We start from the raw sequence: 16,815 nt of genomic DNA on the forward strand, positions 1-16,815 counted from the left end.
ACAGATGGGCCAATGGTGTTTTCAATCTTAGGATCGAAGAAACCTATGATTCGTGATGCTTAGCATAACCGCGCCATTTTTCGATACACTGGACCATATCTTCGGGCAGATCGGAATCAAAACGCATAAACTTGCCTGTTACCGGATGCTCAAAGCCCAATGTTTTGGCATGCAAAGCTTGCCTTGGCAATACCTTAAAAGCATTCTCCACAAATTGCTTGTATTTGGTAAAGGTGGTCCCTTTTAAAATTCTGTCGCCTCCATAGCGCTCATCATTGAACAAGGTATGGCCTATATATTTCATGTGGACCCGAATTTGGTGGGTTCTACCGGTTTCCAGCCTGCAGGACACCAGTGTAACGTATCCAAAGCGCTCCAATACCTTGTAATGTGTCACAGCTTCCTTTCCTTCATCTCCCTCCGGAAAAACCATCATCTGTAGGCGGTTTTTGGGGTTTCGTGCAATATGCCCTTCAATGGTACCTTCGTCTTCGGTTACATTGCCCCAGACCAAGGCCATATATTCCCGTTCACTACTTTTTTCGAAAAATTGTTGCGCCAAGTGGGTCATTGCTGCTTCCGTTTTCGCAATTACCAATAATCCGGAGGTATCTTTATCGATCCGGTGGACCAGACCAGGTCTATCCGAACTATTATTGGGCAAATTTTGAAAATGGTACACCAAGGCATTGATCAAGGTACCCGAGTAATTTCCATGCCCCGGGTGCACCACCATGCCTGCCGGTTTGTTCACCACCAAAAGTATGTCGTCCTCATAAACAATGTCCAATGGTATATCTTCCGGGGTCAACAAAAACTCATAGGGCGGATGCTCGAACATAACCTTCACCTCATCCCCTGCTTTTACCTTGTAATTTTGTTTTACAATGGAGTCGTTTACCCAAATATGGCCTTTTTTGGCCGCTTGTTGAATCTTGTTACGAGTGGCGTTCTCAATAAAATTCATCAAAAATTTATCCACTCGCAAAGGGTCTTGGCCCTTAGATGCCACAAAGGCATAATGCTCATAAAGATCATCCTGAGAAAGTTCGTCCTGGTTTTCCGAAATATCCATAGTTAGTTGGAGTCCGCCTTTACCCTTGCACTGCCGGGAATGGTCCCGTTTCCACAAATTAATTCCACCTTGGAGGTTTTGGGCAATCTGTCGCCCGGCTTTATATACTTCCCCTTAAACTTCATGTTGTACACCATGTCCTTGCCCAACTCATCAATATAGGTAACACGCTCCACATCCAGCCCTACGGCCTTTAGCATAGATGCAGCATTACGTTGGGTAACCTGAATGATATCAGGTACACTTACCTTTTTATATCCTGATGGATTTACCGTAAAATAAATTTTACGGTTGGCCTTTACCTTGTTGCCAGCAGGAGGGTTTTGTTCCAAAATTGAAAATCTTGGATACTCGGGATTGTAGTTGGATGAATCCAAAACCTGATATCTGAGACCAGCTTCCTCCACTGCTTTTCGCATTTCCATAACCGACATTTTGGAGAAATCCGGCACCTCCACAAATTCCCCGTGATTGGTAGTTCCCTTGAGCCATTGCAATGCGACGAACACCAAAACAACTATAGCTATTGCCGCCAATCCAAGTTGGATAAAAAAAGTCTTGCTCTTTAAAAAGTTGAAAAAATTCTTCATGTATTTCACCTTAACGGAACAAATATAGGAAAGCCCACCCTTTTTTCTTTATTTTGGCTTTGTGATAATTTACCGATAAATGAAAAAAAACATTGCCATTATAATGGGCGGCTATTCCAGCGAACACCATATTTCCATAAAGAGCGGAAACGTGGTCCACAAATATCTGGATACAAATAAGTACAATGCCTACAGAATTATAATCACCAAAGAAAACTGGTATTATCTGGACAACACCGATGAAAGGCATACATTGGATAAATCCGATTTCAGTATAACCATTGATGGCAAAAAAATTCTTTTTGATTGTGTTTTCAACGCAATACACGGCACTCCTGGCGAAGATGGACTAATGCAGGCCTATTTTGAACTTTTGGGCATTCCGCAGACATCCTGCAACCATTATGAGGCTGCACTCACCTTTAACAAACGAGATCTTTTGAGCGCTTTGAAACCCTATGGAATCCCTAGTGCCACTTCCTTTTTTGTGAACAAAGGCCAGACCATCGACGAAAATGCCATTGTAGAAAAAGTTGGGCTACCTTGTTTTGTTAAAGCCAATAGGGCCGGGAGTAGCTATGGCGTATCCAAGGTCCACAAAAAAGAGGATCTAAACCAAGCCATTGCCAATGCCTTCAAGGAAGATCACCAGATCATTATAGAATCCTTTTTGGATGGCACAGAAGTTTCCGTCGGGGTAATCACCTATAATAAAAAGGTTACCGTATTGCCGGCCACAGAAATTATTTCTGAAAACGATTTCTTCGATTTCGAAGCTAAATATATGGGCAAATCACAAGAAATAACTCCAGCCCGTATTTCCGAAAAACAAGAGAAGAACGTTAGACAGTTGGCCGAATTTATTTATACGACCTTGGGACTAAAAGGGTATACCCGAAGTGAATTTATCTTTATCGGTGATGTACCCCATTTATTGGAGATAAACACAACCCCCGGACTAACGGAGGAAAGTTTATTGCCGCAACAGGCGAAAACTGCGGGCATCTCCCTTGAATCGCTTTTTGATAGCGCCATTGTTGAAGCTTTGCGATAGAAACCGTATTTTTAAAAACCTTATACCACACCATGAAACGCGCATTGTTCCCTGGGTCTTTTGACCCACTCACATTAGGCCATTATGATATTATAAAAAGAGGAGTCACCCTTTTTGACGAATTGGTAATTGCCATAGGTATAAATGCCGACAAAAAATATATGTTCTCCTTGGAGGAACGAGTTCGGTTTATCGAGGAAGCGTTCAAGGATGAACCAAAAATCAAAGTGACCACCTACCAAGGTATGACGGTCGACTTTTGCAAGAAAATAGATGCCACGTTTATATTGCGGGGATTGCGGAACCCGGCGGATTTTGAGTTTGAAAAAGCAATTGCACATACCAACCGCAAGTTATCGGAAATAGAAACTGTTTTTCTATTGACCTCCTCCGGAAAGTCCTTCATAAGCTCTTCCATTGTGCGGGATGTTATCAGGAATGGTGGGGATTACTCAGGATTGGTACCCGAAACGGTCATGGTAAAACCATAAATTTCACGATTTCAGGGGGAACAAACCTATTTAAGTCTTTTCTTACAATTTATTTTTAGATGAAACATTGTCCATTCAGGATAACACAACACTTTGGGACAGTTTCACAACAATAAATCAATTAGATAAGCCAATAATTTTACATTGGCATCAATTAATAATAGCATAATGTTTTAAACCTTCCCCCGAGTTTGAAAACAGTTAAAAGAATCGACCAGTTTTACTTATTGAAGCAATTGCCCTCGGCAACCGCGCTTCTTGATCAAAAAGGCATTTTGCTGGATGCATCCAGTGCTTGGCTCGATATTTTTGGATTGCCCCCACAGGACAACACCTCCAATACCAATGTTTTTTCCCTTTACAAAGAGATTCTGGATCTAGAGCTGCGACTGGCAGAACAAAAATCGTTCACATTAGAGCACCAATTGGAAAACCCAGCGGGCATCCGGTACCTAAAAAGTAGTTTTGCCCCCTGGTTCGATGATAAGGAGAATGTGATCGGTGCCATAATCCAGACCGACGATATTACATCAGAAGTAAAAAAAGAAGAAGAGATCAAATGGCTGAACACCATTTTGGACACCAAAATGGAAGTATCGCACACTGGTTGGTGGGAGTTTGATGTGATAAAGGAGGAACTTACTTGGTGCAAAGAGACCAAGCGTATTCACCAAGTTCCCGACTGTTTTCAGCCCACCACGATAGAAGCCATCGATTTTTACAAAACAGGATACAGCCAGAACAAGATTTCTATGCTTTTCCATAACTCCATAGTCAATCATCAACCATTTGATGCCAAAGTAGTATTGGTAACTTTTGAAGGCGAAGAAAGATGGGTTCGGGTGACCGGCAAACCAGTTCTTAAGAATGGAGAAGCCATTAAGATATATGGAACCCTTAAAGATATTCACGAAAAAGTGTTGGCCGAAACCAAGGTCCAGGAGCACCAACAACTTTTAACTACCTTGGTGGACAGTCTTCCGCTGAACGTTTATGTGAAAGACTTGAACACCAGAAAAATACTGGTCAACAAAAGCGAATGTAACTATCTGGGCAAAACAGCAGAGGAAATTATCGGAACCACCGATTTTGACCAATACGATGAGGAAACTGCCAAAATTTCGAGGGAAGAGGACCTTAATGTTATGAAGAACCTCACCCCTATCATCGGAAAAGAGACAGTAAGCATATTACATGGTAAAACCACCAATTACTTAACCTCAAAAATCCCTTATTTTGACCTAGAAGGCAAGGTCTGTGGACTTATAGGGGTCAGTTTGGACATTACCCCCATGAAAAGAAAGGAGGAGCAATTGCGGGATTTGATCAAGGTTACTTCCCTGCAAAACCAGAAACTTATCAGTTTTGCACATATTGTTTCCCATAATTTAAGGTCCCACTCCGCTAATTTTTCCATGCTCTTGGAGTTTTTAAACGCTGAGAACGATCCAGAGGAACGGCAAGGCATTATAAAAATGTTATCGCAGGCCTCGGACAATTTATTGGAAACTTTGGGCAACCTAAACGAGGTCGTGGACATTAACACAAAAACCTCTGAGACCAAAAAACCATTGAACCTAAGGCGTAATATCATCAATGTTTTACAAAACCTATCCGCCTTATTGCAAAAGAACGGCTCTCATGTAATCAATAATGTCGCGGAGAACATTCAAGTAAATTGTGTTCCGGCCTATCTGGACAGCATTATTTTAAATCTTGTTTCCAATGCCGTCAAATACAAAAGTGAGAACAGGGAATCCTTGATCACAATAGACGCGGTCCAGTCCAAAGAGGGCGTGCTGTTGAGCATATCGGATAACGGGATCGGGATAAATCTGGAAAAATACGGGGACAAAGTTTTCGGCATGTACAAAACCTTTCACAATAGAAAAGATGCCAAAGGTTTTGGGCTATACCTTGTAAAAAATCAAATAGAAGCCATGGGCGGAAGTATAACAGTGCAAAGTGAGGTAGATAAAGGCACTACATTTAATGTGTATTTTAATGAAGAAAGTTAGTTGTATTTTTATAGTGGACGACGATCCAATTACCGTATTTGGTATAAAAAGAATGTTGAAATCCGCGGTGGAATGTAACGATATCCAGATTTTCCAAAATGGATTGGAGGCCCAAGAAGCTTACAAAGAACGGATGGAAAAAGGATTGGCCGCGCCCAATGTAATCTTTTTGGATATCAACATGCCCATAATGGATGGATGGGAGTTCCTTGAAGCTTTGATAAATACCGATCCAAAAGAACATATTACAGTAAATATGATTACTTCTTCCATAGACCCCTTGGACTATAAAAAATGGAACGGCTTTAAAAACAGGTGCCCGTTCAACCTCAATTTTAAGAACAAACCGATCTTTAAAATTGAAAGCAACGAACTTGGCTTCATCGAGATAGCCTCATAAACTATAATATTCTGTATTTTTGGCACAAACCAGCACTTAATGGTGCCTTAACGTTCCCGAAATATTTTGAAGCACTTAGTACTCTTTTTGGCCCTAGTTCTTTTTATCTCCTGCGAATCGGAAACACAGGACGAAAAATCTTCTTACCCTACCCACTTTGAACTGTCGGACGGGAAGGAAACGGCAACCTATCAACAAACTATCGATTATTACATTCGACTCGCGAAGGAATTTCCCGAAATCAACTTGCACACCATAGGCACAACGGACAGTGGTTATCCTTTGCACATGGTCACCTATAATCCTGATGGAGATTTTAATTACGAGAATATTCGGAAGGAAAAAACCATCATACTTATAAATAATGGAATCCATCCCGGAGAGAGCGATGGAATCGATGCCACCATGATGCTTTACAGAGATTTTGCCACCGGAGAATTAAACCTGCCCCAAAAAACGGTCTTGGTAACCATTCCCATATACAATATCGGCGGCTCACTCAATAGAAATTCAACCACAAGGGCCAACCAAAACGGACCTGAAGAATACGGCTTTCGAGGTAATGCACAGAACTACGATCTTAATAGGGACTTTGTAAAAATGGATACTCAGAACGCTAAAACGTTCGCGCAAATTTTCCACATGGTAAAACCCGACGTTTTTATAGACAACCATGTAAGTAACGGTGCAGATTACCAATATACCCTAACGCACCTTTTTACCCAGCACAACAAGCTTGGTGGAAAAATGGGCCAGTACCTGCACAAAACCTTAATGCCAAACCTAGAAGATTCGTTATCGGATAAAGAATGGGACATAACCCCCTACGTGAACGTTTTTAACACACCGCCAGAGATGGGGTTCAGTCAATTTATGGACCACCCAAGGTATTCCACCGGCTACACCACACTTTGGAGCACATTGGGGCTCATGGTAGAAACCCATATGCTAAAACCATACAAACAACGTGTAGAAGGCACCTATGATCTAATGCACAGCCTTATAGAAATCGTGGAGGCTGAGCACGAGAACATAAGAACAGTTCGCAAAGAAACTTTGGAGAACAATCTGGAACTCTCCGAATATTACTTTAATTGGGCAGTGGATACGACCCAGACCTCTATTCTAAATTTTAAGGGATACGAGGCGGAAACCCTTGTTAGCGAAGTCACCGGCCTACCAAGATTAAAATACAATCGGGAAAAACCCTTTACCAAAGAGACCGTATACATGGACCACTATTATCCCGTGGATACCGTTATCGTTCCTGCCGCATACATTGTAAAGAAAAGTTGGAAAAAGGTAATAGAGCGATTGGATGCCAATAAAATACAATACACACCATTAAAAAAGGACACCACATTGTCCGTTGAAGCCTATAAAATCACTGGTTACGATACCCGTAGAGCACCATACGAAGGGCACTACCTCCACTCCAACACCAAAGTAGAGGCCAAGACAAAGCAAGTTCAGTTTAGGGAAGGAGACATATTGGTCCCAACCCAACAGCCGGGCATTCGTTATTTACTGGAAACTTTGGAACCACAAGGTGCGGATTCTTTTTTTAATTGGAACTTTTTCGATACGGTTCTTCAACGCAAAGAAGGATTTTCCCCTTATGTTTTTGAAGACGTTGCCTTGGAAATGCTCCAAAAAGATTCTATTCTATTACAGGAGTTTGAGACCAAAAAAGAAGGAGACCTCAATTTTGCCAATAACTGGTATGCGCAACTTAATTGGATTTTTGAACGTTCGGAATATTTTGAAGAAGCCTACCTTGCCTATCCCATTTATCGTATAGAAAAAAATAGCGATGCGTCAAGATTGCTTCCTAAATAAACGGCCAATCCTCAAACAGAATCTTAATGTTATGGTAAGAATTTTTTAAAGCCTTTTTGGTCTTTCGGGGGCCCTTCCATTTCACTTTTTTGATTCCTTCGGACTTTTCCGCCACTAATTTGCCGGCATAATCGGTGGACATAATAAACCAGTGCGTCTGCTTTAAACGATACTCTCCGTTTCTTTTAAAAACATGAAAAGTTGTACGTAAAAACCGTTCAATCTTTAGATTTTGCACGCCGGTCTCTTCCTCTACTTCACGTATTGCGGCATTTTCTATGGACTCTCCTTTATCCACTTTTCCTTTGGGCAAATCCCACTTTCCGTTTCTAAAAATAAATAGGACCTTACCTTTCTTATTGATCACAAAACCACCACCAGCGACCACTACAGGGATTTTATGCATAAAAAGCTTTAGGATCTCCGTTTCATCCGGATGGTACAGATAGGCCTTCCTTATCTTCTTTTTGGACAAAAGTCTGATGGCCTCAACGATCGAATCACCATCCAAAGAAAACAAATTACCATTGGAATCCTCGGGGCGCTCGTTTGTTAAAATCAGTGGAGCCTCATTAACAAAAACTTCATACATTTGCGCAATGGTTTTAGATAAGCAAATCGCAAAAAAAACAGCTGAGCTGTTGCTGCAAATTAATGCAATTAAGTTGGAACCTGAAAATCCATTCACTTGGGCTTCGGGCTGGAAGTCTCCCATTTATTGCGACAATAGAATTATGTTGTCCTACCCTATGATCAGAAACTTTGTTCGGGAAGAAATGGCAAAACAGGTAGAAAAGCTCTACGGAAAACCGGACGTAATCGCCGGAGTTGCCACTGGGGCCATTGGCATTGGCATTCTTGTTGCCGAAGCCCTCGGACTCCCGTTTGTATATGTTAGGCCAAAACCAAAGGAACATGGTAGACAAAACCAGATCGAAGGACACTTTGAGCCAGGACAGAGCGTTGTGGTGATAGAAGACCTGATCAGTACTGGCAATAGCAGCCTCAATGCGGTCAAGGCCTTAAAAGAGCAAAATGCAGACATTAAGGGCATGATCGCCATCTTTACCTACGGCTTTCCCGTGTCCGCCGAGAACTTTAAAAAAGAAAACGTGGAACTGCATACGCTATCGGACTACGAAAACCTGGTAGAGCAAGCATCAGAAACCAACTATATCAAAGAAACCCAATTACAAACCTTATTGGAGTGGAAGTCCAACCCACAAGAATGGAAATAATTTTTTACCATGCACATTGAATCACCAAAAAAGAAACTAGCCAAAAGCAACAAAGAAGTATTCGAATTTTTGACCGACATCAAAAACTTTGAAACTTTAATGCCGGACAATATTGACAAGTTTGAAGTATTGGACGAAAACACCTTTAAATTTGCCCTAAAAGGTATGCCCGAGATTGTACTCCGATTAAAGGAACAAAACCCGCACGACAAAGTTGTTCTGGGAGCGGCAAGCGATAAACTTCCCTTTACCCTTACCGCAGATATTACCGCATTGGAAGAAAACGAAAGCGAAGTGGGACTTAGTTTTGAAGGAGAGTTCAATGCCATGATGGCCATGATGATCAAAGCACCCATAACCAATTTTATTGGCACTTTATCCAATAATATGGATAAAATAGGTCAGTAAAGCAGCGTTACTTCCTTTAGGTCGAATTCCTTAAAAATTTCATCTTCAAGTTCGAGCACCAACTTTCCCGATGGTGACACCCCTCGCACGTACCCAACGAACATACCCCCAATTGGGGAGCTAAAAGTGGATGGTTTATCCTTTCTAAAAAGGATTTCTTCGTATGCAGGTAACAATTGGCCCACAGTCTTTGCCTCGATCCCATTAAGGTGATATTGTATCCGCTCCAGTATTTTTTGGAGTAACTCATCCAGATCATAATCTTTACCCGTGATCACTTTTAGGGAAGAAGCCTTTTCCAGACCTTCAAAAATAGTTTGGTTAACATTTAACCCAATACCAATAATGGATTGGGCAATAATGGAACCTTTGAGTACATTTTCAATTAAAATTCCACAAATTTTTACAGAACCTGACATAATGTCGTTCGGCCATTTCACCTTCACATTGGGCACTCCCAAAGCTTTTAGCACATCGCTCACGGCCATGCAAATTGCTATATTCAACACAAATTGATGCTCTACACCAAAGGCGTCAAACCTTCGCAACACGCTGAAAGTAAGGTTTTTTCCCCCTTCGGACACCCAAACAGTCCCCATTTGCCCCCTGCCTTTCAATTGTTTATCGACCACTACTACGGTGTAATCCGGCGGATCTTCCGAACGCAGCAAATTCCGTAAAAACAAATTTGTGGAGTCCGTGGCATCAAGTTTGAGTATTTGAAATTGTTTTCCCAATATGGCAAGCCTTTATGATTTGTTAAAAACTAAGGCTAAGAAAACAAAAAAAACATAACTTTGTAAAATCTAAATTTTTTGAATGCAGAAAACGAAAGCTAGCGCAGATGAGTTGATTGCCTTGATTCTGGAGGGAATAGAAGATGTTAAAGGAGTTGATATAAATCTACTGGACCTAAGGGAAATCGAAAACACGGTTTGCGACTATTTCATAATCTGTAACGGTACTTCCAACACGCATGTAAATGCGATTGTCTCATCCATACAGAAAAAGGTCAGCAAGACTTTACATGATAAACCATGGCACATTGAAGGGTCCGAAAACGCCGAATGGGTGCTAATGGACTATGTAAATGTTGTTGTGCATGTATTCCAAAAACATATTAGAGAATTCTATGATATTGAAGGACTCTGGGGAGACGCCAAAGTCACAATGGTAGAAAGCAGTTACAATTCTTAAGAAAAAAATGGCAAAAGAAAACAACCCAAATAATGCTCCAAAAAAACCACGTTTTAGTTCGTGGTGGATATATGGTGTGGTAATCGCATTGATCATTGGTTTCCAATTTTTTGGAGGCAACAGTTTTTCGAGCACGGAAAAGACCACAACCTCCGAATTACAGGAATTTTTACGGAACGGTGACATTTCAAAAATAGTCATCATAACCAACACCCGTCAGGCCAAAGTTTTTCTTACAGAGGAAGCTTTGAACAAAGATGTGCACAAGGGAGTGGCAGAAAAACCACTTTTACCATCTGCCGGATTGGTTCCCCAATATGTTTTGGATTATGGCGATCTGCAGATTTTCCAAAACGAAATAACGGAGATAAAAAAAGAAAACAACCTCGATACCATCGTCGAGTTCGATACAGAATCCAATGTTATTGGAGAAATATTCCTGACATTGCTTCCTTTCGCACTGATCATCGGCATCTGGATTTACCTAATGCGTAGAATGTCCGGTGGTGCAGGCGGTGGCGCTGGCGGTCAAATTTTCAATATTGGAAAATCAAAGGCCAAATTATTCGACGAAAAAACGGATACACGCACATCTTTTAAAGATGTAGCTGGTCTCGAAGGAGCCAAAGAGGAAGTACAGGAAATTGTGGAATTCCTAAAAAACCCTGACAAATATACCTCCTTGGGAGGTAAAATACCTAAAGGCGCACTATTGGTAGGACCTCCCGGAACAGGTAAAACCTTATTGGCAAAAGCTGTTGCTGGTGAAGCCAAGGTCCCCTTCTTCTCTTTATCCGGTTCCGATTTTGTGGAGATGTTCGTGGGCGTGGGTGCATCCAGGGTCCGTGACCTCTTTAAACAGGCCAAGGATAAGTCACCAGCCATCATATTCATTGATGAAATCGACGCCATTGGACGTGCAAGGGGCAAAAACAATTTTACAGGTTCCAACGATGAACGCGAGAACACCTTGAACCAGTTGTTGACCGAAATGGATGGTTTTGGCACCAATACCAACGTAATTGTACTTGCCGCGACCAACCGTGCCGATGTACTGGACAAAGCATTGATGCGTGCAGGACGATTTGATCGTCAGATTTATGTAGACCTGCCAGATCTTAACGAACGAAAAGAAATCTTTGAAGTTCACCTTAGACCCATTAAAACGGCAGAAACCTTGGATTTGGACTTTTTGGCCAAACAAACACCAGGTTTCTCAGGAGCGGACATTGCAAATGTTTGTAACGAAGCTGCCCTTATTGCGGCCCGTAAAGAGAAAAAGGCGGTAACCAAGCAAGACTTTTTGGATGCAGTGGATAGAATTGTAGGCGGTCTTGAGAAGAAAAACAAAATCATTACCCCAGAGGAAAAGAAAACCATCGCGTTCCACGAAGCTGGTCACGCAACCGTAAGCTGGATGTTGGAACACGCTGCACCCTTGGTTAAAGTAACGATAGTACCCCGAGGACAATCGTTGGGGGCCGCTTGGTACCTTCCGGAAGAACGTTTAATTGTGCGTCCAGAACAAATGTTGGACGAAATGTGTGCCACCATGGGAGGTAGAGCCGCCGAAAAGGTAATGTTCAATAAGATTTCCACCGGAGCTTTAAGCGATTTGGAAAAAGTGACCAAACAGGCCAGGGCCATGGTTACCATATATGGATTAAACGATGAATTGGGGAACATCACCTATTACGATTCATCCGGTCAGAACGAATATGGCTTCACCAAACCTTATAGCGAGGAAACAGCACAAAAAATCGATCAGGAGATTTCCAAGATCATCGAGAAGCAATATCAACGTGCCATAAAATTGCTCGAGGACAATAAGGACAAGTTGACCGAATTGGCCGAAAGACTTTTGGACAAAGAAGTTATTTTTAAGGATGATCTGGAAAAAATATTTGGCCAACGTCCATTCGAAAAGCAAGAAGAAGAACTAGAGCCAGCTAAATAAAAAATATATTAGGAATCATCCAATCAAAACACAATTATTGATTAGATAGACAAGCACAAGTGCCATAAATGGGAGTTTTTAAAAAACTATTCGGAGGAGGAAAAAAGGTTTCCAAGGAGACTACGGAAACCCGTGGTGACCATATGCCGGATTTAAAAATTCCCGTTGATGAAAAATTTACCATCTATTTTAAAAAGAACGGTGGTAAATTTATCTATTGCGAAGATTTTGCAGAGGTATCGGAAGCCTTGGAGAACATTGTTTCCGAGAACGATTGGCAAGACCATCTGTTTTTTACTATGGACCCAAGATTGGAAACTCGTTTTGCCACGGAAAAAATAGACTTTACCCACAATCGAAACGAAAGCGAGATTTTCTTTACCACTTGCGAACATCTAGTGGCTCATAATGGCTCAATTTTGGTGTGTTCCAACCAGATAAAAGAAAAGAAATTGGATGAACTTCCATCCAATTTAGTGGTATTTGCCACTACCAGCCAACTAGTGGATTCCATAAGCGAAGCCTTAAAAATTATCAAGGAACGCTATCAAAAAAATATCCCGAACAACATCACCACTTTAAAGCACTTTCAGCCTACAGCGGAAAACAAAGACGATTTCCTTTCCTACGGAAGTGCCTCAAAAAATGTATATCTTTTACTCCTAGAAGATTTTTAAATACATGAGAGAGGTATTAAGACGCTCCATTACAGGGGTAATTTATGTTGTACTCCTACTGGGCGCGGTTTTTTTAAGTTCGGACGCATTCGATTTTTTGTTTATGACCTTTGGTTTGGGGTGCCTGTACGAATACAAGCGGATCGTACGCCTTAAAGGTTATTATGTATTCGTGGCTTATTTGGCACTCTGGTGGGTTTTTATTTATCTGACCCAGAACAGTGCAGCGATCAACCTGCTCATGTTTTTTACCATAACAGTGGATCTGGCCCTATTGGTATTTCTCTTTACCAAAGCTCCCAGAAACTTTACTCCCGTTCAGAAATTCTTGATCGGTCTGCTTTACATTGGTGGAGGTTGTATTTTTTTGACCATGATACCCTATAAAATTGATGAATTTGCTCAATTCTTGATCATGGGCATCTTTATTTTGATATGGGTAAACGATACTTTTGCCTACCTGGTAGGAAGAACTGTGGGAAAAACTAAACTTTTTCCTGCCGTTTCACCAAAAAAAACCATTGAAGGTTCTGTAGGAGGTCTTATTTTTGCACTGGCCGCGGCCTATTTTTTATCGTGGTACGAAACACGGCTTTCGTTAATCGAATGGATGGCAATGGCATGTTTAATTGTGGTAGCAGGAAGTCTAGGGGATTTGTTGGAATCTAAATTTAAACGCATGGCCGGAGTTAAGGATAGCGGAGCTATTTTACCCGGACATGGCGGAATTTGGGACCGATTGGACAGCTTGGTCTTTGCTGCACCTTTTGCGTATTTGATCTTAAATATATTCACCTATGTTTCATAAAGAGGGGCAAAAAATTATTATCACCACTTTTTTTCTAGTGGTAGCCGGCGTTTTGGCCGCACAATATTTTATCGATATTGAATGGATCAGATATGCCGTTCAGATTGTCGCGCTGGTCATATTGATTGCCATCTTACAGTTCTTTAGAAACCCAAAAAGATTGGTGACCCCGACTTTTGATGAAATATTGGCACCCGTGGACGGTAAGGTAGTGGTAATCGAAGAAGTTGAGGAACCGGAATATTTTAAAGGAAAAAGAAAGCAGGTTTCCATTTTTATGTCGCCTGTTAATGTGCACGTCACAAGATATCCCGCAAGTGGTACCGTTACCTATTCCAAGTACCATCCCGGAAAATATTTGGTGGCATGGCATCCCAAATCCAGTACCGAGAACGAACGGACCACCATAGTGCTCCATACACCAAAGTTTGGGGAAATAGGATACAGGCAAATTGCAGGAGCATTGGCCAGAAGAATAGTGAATTATGCCGAGGAAGGCGAACAAGTTACACAGGGCGAAGATGCAGGTTTTATAAAATTTGGCTCTAGAGTAGACCTATTGTTGCCTCTAGATTGTGATATTACCGTTAAATTGAACCAAAAAGTGGTTGGCGCACGTACATGTATTGCATCCTTAAGACCAAAAAATGATTGATGAAGAGCTACAAAAGAGATTCAACGATGCTGTTGACTTTGTAAACGACTACACTGATCCTTTGCCTGCGGATCTTTTGTTGAAGCTCTATGCGTACTTTAAAATTGCCAACAAGAATTTCGAAAACCCCGGTAGCAGAACGCCACTAATAAACGCGTTTAAAGCCAATGCACTGTTCCAAGCCAAGCGAATAAGTGTTAAGGAGGCCATGGAAAAATATGTGGAACTGGTAGAAAAAGAGTTAAAATCGCTCTAGGCCGCCAAATCTGGGCGCACCAACGATTTTTCAAAATAAGTAAAATAGACAGCCCCAAAAATAGTTATCAAAAAATAGAGTGCAATTAGGTAACTCCCGATTGAAAAGTAACTATTCACCCCAAACCAATCATTGGTAATATAAATAAAGACCAATCCTCCAAGTCCACGAACTACTTCGATCCAAATCGCATATTTTTTTCGGTCCATTAAGGTTGTATATCCATAAATCCCAACAAAAATAAAGGCACCGAACAGCAATAATCCATCAAAACCAATTTCGGAATAACTGTAGAACATGAACAGCATTAAAAAGGTGGTCACGATCAGTTGAAACAAGGCGTATGTTTTTAAAGTTGATGTTACCTCTGGTTGATATTTGCTAAAGTTGTACACATTTTGGATTATGGAAATGGGGTACTTTTCCTTTACGTCCTCTGGGCGCCACCCCGTTGGCATAAACCAAATCCGAATTTTATCCCAATAACTTTTGGTGCGCCATGCATCCTGCATCAATCGCCATAAATGTTGAAAATTTATAATAATAGGATTCCATGTGTTAGCCGGTTTTAACACCCCATATTGCGGAGGAACTTCATCCAACTCCTCTTGAAAAGTTCCGAATATTCTATCCCAAATACAAAATATCTGTCCGAGGTTTTTATCGATATATTCTGGATTTATGGCATGGTGTACCCGGTGCTGGGAAGGGGTAACTATCACGTATTCCAAAATACCCATTTTGCCAATATGTTGTGTATGATACCAAAATTGAGCAAACAAGTGAATAGGCGCCAATATGGCAATTACGGTGTTGGGCACACCCAAAAGTGCAGCTGGAATCAATAAAAGTGCATAATACCCCAAAAGGTTCGATATAGGTTGACGAAGGGCACATGCCAGATTAAACTCTTCGCTACTGTGATGGATTACATGCTGGTTCCAAAAAAAATTTATCCTATGGCTTAATCGGTGATTCCAGTACCCTGCAAAATCCAAGGCAATAAAAGCCACGACCCAAACCAACCATGTTGCCTTGATCTCTATCAAGGCCAAATGATCCAATAAAAATGGATAACTGACAAGGATAACCACAAGTCCAAGTGAATCCTTTACCACATTGGTAAGACCGGAACTCAAACTACTCACGGTATCCATGAGATTGTGCTTCTGATCCTTTACATAACGGCCATAAAGTATTTCGATAAGAACAAGGCCTATAAAAAAAGGTGTTGCATATAACAAGGCAGTCGCATACGATTCCATTTCAAAAATTTAAATTTTGCTCGATGCAAGAATGGGATTAACTGCCCTTAAGTTAATCTAAATTTTTAAATAATTGAATATCATTGGCATCGGTAAGATCTGGAATATGTTCGGAACGTGGAATACAAAGGACGCTTTGTGTTTGCTCACTGACCAATATGGCCACAGCCCTTGGCAATTCTTTTTCATTACGTACAGGATCAATGGGACAATTTTTTACGAACGGATATATTTCTTCCCCGGAAAAACTAAAAATGTTCATGCTCACCCTTAACTCACCGGAAGTGTCTCGATATTTGGGAACATCTTCTACTTTTGGCTTTTCAACAATTCGCCGAAGAAACCCATCGGAGGAAATATCCATTACGGCAAACTTGGCAATGCGTTCTTCGGTATAATCAAATCCAGAGCTTGCATAACTGATCAAGGCATGGGGAGCCTTTCTATCTTTCCTTAAATCTTTTAGGGCTTCCACCGAATAGAGATTATCCCCATTACAAACCGTAAAGGCAGTCTGCTTCAATTCTGGGTACTGATCCATACATTGCTGAAGGGCATCGGCAGTTCCCAAGGGCTTTTCCCTACCTTCGGGAACCGATTGTACCGCCAAAAATACTTCCAGATTTTTGGGAAGGTCCCCAAAATCTTTAAATTCCTGAAAAGCTTTGTTATCACTGCTCGTAATCAAATACAATTTCCGGTATCCTGCATTAATGGCATTTTTAACCAAATAATACAAAAATGGCCTACCTTTTTGTCCGACAGGAATTAAACTCTTATGGGGAATATTGGTCATGATTCCTTCCCCTCCTTCTGTCTGCAAACTTTTTTTCATTCGGGAGGATGCACCACCTACCATTATAACCAAACTCGTATTCTCCATTCCC

General features: G+C 41.2%; 19 protein-coding genes. 13 read left to right on the top strand and 6 right to left on the bottom strand.

What is annotated here, in order from left to right; genetic code table 11:
- Positions 1 to 43 precede the first annotated feature (43 nt).
- Positions 44 to 1,075, bottom strand: a complete 1,032-nt coding sequence (locus tag MJO53_RS02075; protein WP_252080291.1) for an RluA family pseudouridine synthase — start codon at positions 1,073 to 1,075, stop codon at positions 44 to 46.
- A gap of 2 nt (positions 1,076 to 1,077) precedes the next feature.
- Positions 1,078 to 1,665 carry a PASTA domain-containing protein gene (locus tag MJO53_RS02080; protein WP_224837661.1) on the bottom strand — a complete coding sequence of 196 codons (588 nt, stop codon included), beginning with the start codon at positions 1,663 to 1,665 and terminating at the stop codon, positions 1,078 to 1,080.
- 79 nt (positions 1,666 to 1,744) lie between these two features.
- On the opposite strand from MJO53_RS02080, the gene MJO53_RS02085 reads away from it, so the two are divergent.
- The 5 genes from MJO53_RS02085 (at position 1,745) to MJO53_RS02105 (ending at position 7,467) form a co-directional block, all read left to right on the top strand.
- Positions 1,745 to 2,719 carry a D-alanine--D-alanine ligase gene (locus MJO53_RS02085; protein ID WP_252080292.1) on the top strand — a complete coding sequence of 325 codons (975 nt, stop codon included), beginning with the start codon at positions 1,745 to 1,747 and terminating at the stop codon, positions 2,717 to 2,719.
- Positions 2,720 to 2,751: 32 nt separating this feature from the next.
- Positions 2,752 to 3,210, top strand: coding sequence for a pantetheine-phosphate adenylyltransferase (coaD, locus tag MJO53_RS02090; RefSeq protein ID WP_224837659.1), 459 nt, complete (start codon positions 2,752 to 2,754; stop codon positions 3,208 to 3,210).
- Between the two features lie 191 nt (positions 3,211 to 3,401).
- Positions 3,402 to 5,228: a PAS domain-containing protein gene (locus MJO53_RS02095; protein WP_224837658.1), complete on the top strand. Its 1,827-nt coding sequence runs from the start codon at positions 3,402 to 3,404 to the stop codon at positions 5,226 to 5,228.
- A complete protein-coding gene (locus tag MJO53_RS02100) occupies positions 5,215 to 5,628 on the top strand; it encodes a response regulator transcription factor (protein ID WP_252080293.1) in 414 nt (137 codons plus the stop codon). The genes MJO53_RS02095 and MJO53_RS02100 overlap by 14 nt, the downstream gene beginning before the upstream one ends.
- 66 nt (positions 5,629 to 5,694) lie before the next feature.
- Positions 5,695 to 7,467: a M14 family metallopeptidase gene (locus MJO53_RS02105; protein WP_252080294.1), complete on the top strand. Its 1,773-nt coding sequence runs from the start codon at positions 5,695 to 5,697 to the stop codon at positions 7,465 to 7,467.
- Here MJO53_RS02105 and MJO53_RS02110 read toward each other — a convergent pair.
- Complete coding sequence (locus MJO53_RS02110) at positions 7,460 to 8,059, bottom strand: NUDIX hydrolase (protein WP_224837655.1); 600 nt, start codon at positions 8,057 to 8,059, stop codon at positions 7,460 to 7,462. The two genes, MJO53_RS02105 and MJO53_RS02110, sit on opposite strands and share 8 nt — an antisense overlap.
- Positions 8,060 to 8,066: 7 nt before the next feature.
- Here MJO53_RS02110 and pyrE point away from each other — a divergent pair, with 7 nt between their 5' ends.
- The gene (pyrE, locus tag MJO53_RS02115) at positions 8,067 to 8,705 is read left to right on the top strand and encodes an orotate phosphoribosyltransferase (RefSeq protein WP_224837654.1); all 639 of its coding nucleotides are present in this window, start codon (positions 8,067 to 8,069) and stop codon (positions 8,703 to 8,705) included.
- A 9-nt stretch (positions 8,706 to 8,714) separates the two neighbouring features.
- Positions 8,715 to 9,113, top strand: coding sequence for an SRPBCC family protein (locus MJO53_RS02120; protein ID WP_252080295.1), 399 nt, complete (start codon positions 8,715 to 8,717; stop codon positions 9,111 to 9,113).
- Here MJO53_RS02120 and MJO53_RS02125 read toward each other — a convergent pair.
- Positions 9,107 to 9,850 (bottom strand): biotin--[acetyl-CoA-carboxylase] ligase, encoded by a 744-nt coding sequence (locus MJO53_RS02125; RefSeq protein ID WP_252080296.1) that lies wholly within the window; start codon positions 9,848 to 9,850, stop codon positions 9,107 to 9,109. The two genes, MJO53_RS02120 and MJO53_RS02125, sit on opposite strands and share 7 nt — an antisense overlap.
- A gap of 82 nt (positions 9,851 to 9,932) precedes the next feature.
- Here MJO53_RS02125 and rsfS point away from each other — a divergent pair, with 82 nt between their 5' ends.
- From rsfS to MJO53_RS02155, 6 genes are all read left to right on the top strand, one after another.
- A complete protein-coding gene (gene rsfS / locus MJO53_RS02130; protein ID WP_224837651.1) occupies positions 9,933 to 10,310 on the top strand; it encodes a ribosome silencing factor in 378 nt (125 codons plus the stop codon).
- A 7-nt stretch (positions 10,311 to 10,317) separates the two neighbouring features.
- Entirely contained in the window at positions 10,318 to 12,267 is a 1,950-nt protein-coding gene (ftsH, locus tag MJO53_RS02135; RefSeq protein WP_224837650.1) for an ATP-dependent zinc metalloprotease FtsH, read from the top strand.
- Between the two features lie 68 nt (positions 12,268 to 12,335).
- Positions 12,336 to 12,944, top strand: coding sequence for an LUD domain-containing protein (locus tag MJO53_RS02140; RefSeq protein WP_252080297.1), 609 nt, complete (start codon positions 12,336 to 12,338; stop codon positions 12,942 to 12,944).
- Positions 12,945 to 12,948: 4 nt separating this feature from the next.
- A complete protein-coding gene (locus MJO53_RS02145; RefSeq protein WP_252080298.1) occupies positions 12,949 to 13,752 on the top strand; it encodes a phosphatidate cytidylyltransferase in 804 nt (267 codons plus the stop codon).
- Complete coding sequence (locus MJO53_RS02150; protein ID WP_224837647.1) at positions 13,742 to 14,407, top strand: phosphatidylserine decarboxylase family protein; 666 nt, start codon at positions 13,742 to 13,744, stop codon at positions 14,405 to 14,407. Before MJO53_RS02145 ends, MJO53_RS02150 begins: the two co-directional genes overlap by 11 nt.
- Positions 14,400 to 14,663 (top strand): acyl-CoA-binding protein, encoded by a 264-nt coding sequence (locus MJO53_RS02155; protein WP_224837646.1) that lies wholly within the window; start codon positions 14,400 to 14,402, stop codon positions 14,661 to 14,663. The genes MJO53_RS02150 and MJO53_RS02155 overlap by 8 nt, the downstream gene beginning before the upstream one ends.
- Here the strand turns inward: MJO53_RS02155 and MJO53_RS02160 are convergent.
- Positions 14,660 to 15,928, bottom strand: coding sequence for a sterol desaturase family protein (locus tag MJO53_RS02160; protein ID WP_252080299.1), 1,269 nt, complete (start codon positions 15,926 to 15,928; stop codon positions 14,660 to 14,662). The genes MJO53_RS02155 and MJO53_RS02160 overlap by 4 nt on opposite strands.
- 52 nt (positions 15,929 to 15,980) lie before the next feature.
- Positions 15,981 to 16,811, bottom strand: coding sequence for a sugar phosphate nucleotidyltransferase (locus MJO53_RS02165; RefSeq protein ID WP_252080300.1), 831 nt, complete (start codon positions 16,809 to 16,811; stop codon positions 15,981 to 15,983).
- Positions 16,812 to 16,815: the final 4 nt, after the last annotated feature.

The sequence above is a fragment of the Flagellimonas marinaquae genome, from assembly GCF_023716465.1.
Taxonomy (GTDB): Bacteria; Bacteroidota; Bacteroidia; order Flavobacteriales; family Flavobacteriaceae; genus Flagellimonas; species Flagellimonas alginolytica.

What these genes read in the sequence shown, in the direction of transcription:
- MJO53_RS02075 (WP_252080291.1), bottom strand. Translation starts at nt 1,075, where the DNA reads ATGGATATTTCGGAAAACCAGGACGAACTTTCTCAGGATGATCTTTAT.
- MJO53_RS02080 (WP_224837661.1), bottom strand. Translation starts at nt 1,665, where the DNA reads ATGAAGAATTTTTTCAACTTTTTAAAGAGCAAGACTTTTTTTATCCAA.
- MJO53_RS02085 (WP_252080292.1), top strand. Translation starts at nt 1,745, where the DNA reads ATGAAAAAAAACATTGCCATTATAATGGGCGGCTATTCCAGCGAACAC.
- coaD (WP_224837659.1), top strand. Translation starts at nt 2,752, where the DNA reads ATGAAACGCGCATTGTTCCCTGGGTCTTTTGACCCACTCACATTAGGC.
- MJO53_RS02100 (WP_252080293.1), top strand. Translation starts at nt 5,215, where the DNA reads ATGAAGAAAGTTAGTTGTATTTTTATAGTGGACGACGATCCAATTACC.
- MJO53_RS02110 (WP_224837655.1), bottom strand. Translation starts at nt 8,059, where the DNA reads ATGTATGAAGTTTTTGTTAATGAGGCTCCACTGATTTTAACAAACGAG.
- pyrE (WP_224837654.1), top strand. Translation starts at nt 8,067, where the DNA reads ATGGTTTTAGATAAGCAAATCGCAAAAAAAACAGCTGAGCTGTTGCTG.
- MJO53_RS02120 (WP_252080295.1), top strand. Translation starts at nt 8,715, where the DNA reads ATGCACATTGAATCACCAAAAAAGAAACTAGCCAAAAGCAACAAAGAA.
- rsfS (WP_224837651.1), top strand. Translation starts at nt 9,933, where the DNA reads ATGCAGAAAACGAAAGCTAGCGCAGATGAGTTGATTGCCTTGATTCTG.
- ftsH (WP_224837650.1), top strand. Translation starts at nt 10,318, where the DNA reads ATGGCAAAAGAAAACAACCCAAATAATGCTCCAAAAAAACCACGTTTT.
- MJO53_RS02140 (WP_252080297.1), top strand. Translation starts at nt 12,336, where the DNA reads ATGGGAGTTTTTAAAAAACTATTCGGAGGAGGAAAAAAGGTTTCCAAG.
- MJO53_RS02145 (WP_252080298.1), top strand. Translation starts at nt 12,949, where the DNA reads ATGAGAGAGGTATTAAGACGCTCCATTACAGGGGTAATTTATGTTGTA.
- MJO53_RS02150 (WP_224837647.1), top strand. Translation starts at nt 13,742, where the DNA reads ATGTTTCATAAAGAGGGGCAAAAAATTATTATCACCACTTTTTTTCTA.
- MJO53_RS02155 (WP_224837646.1), top strand. Translation starts at nt 14,400, where the DNA reads ATGATTGATGAAGAGCTACAAAAGAGATTCAACGATGCTGTTGACTTT.
- MJO53_RS02160 (WP_252080299.1), bottom strand. Translation starts at nt 15,928, where the DNA reads ATGGAATCGTATGCGACTGCCTTGTTATATGCAACACCTTTTTTTATA.
- MJO53_RS02165 (WP_252080300.1), bottom strand. Translation starts at nt 16,811, where the DNA reads ATGGAGAATACGAGTTTGGTTATAATGGTAGGTGGTGCATCCTCCCGA.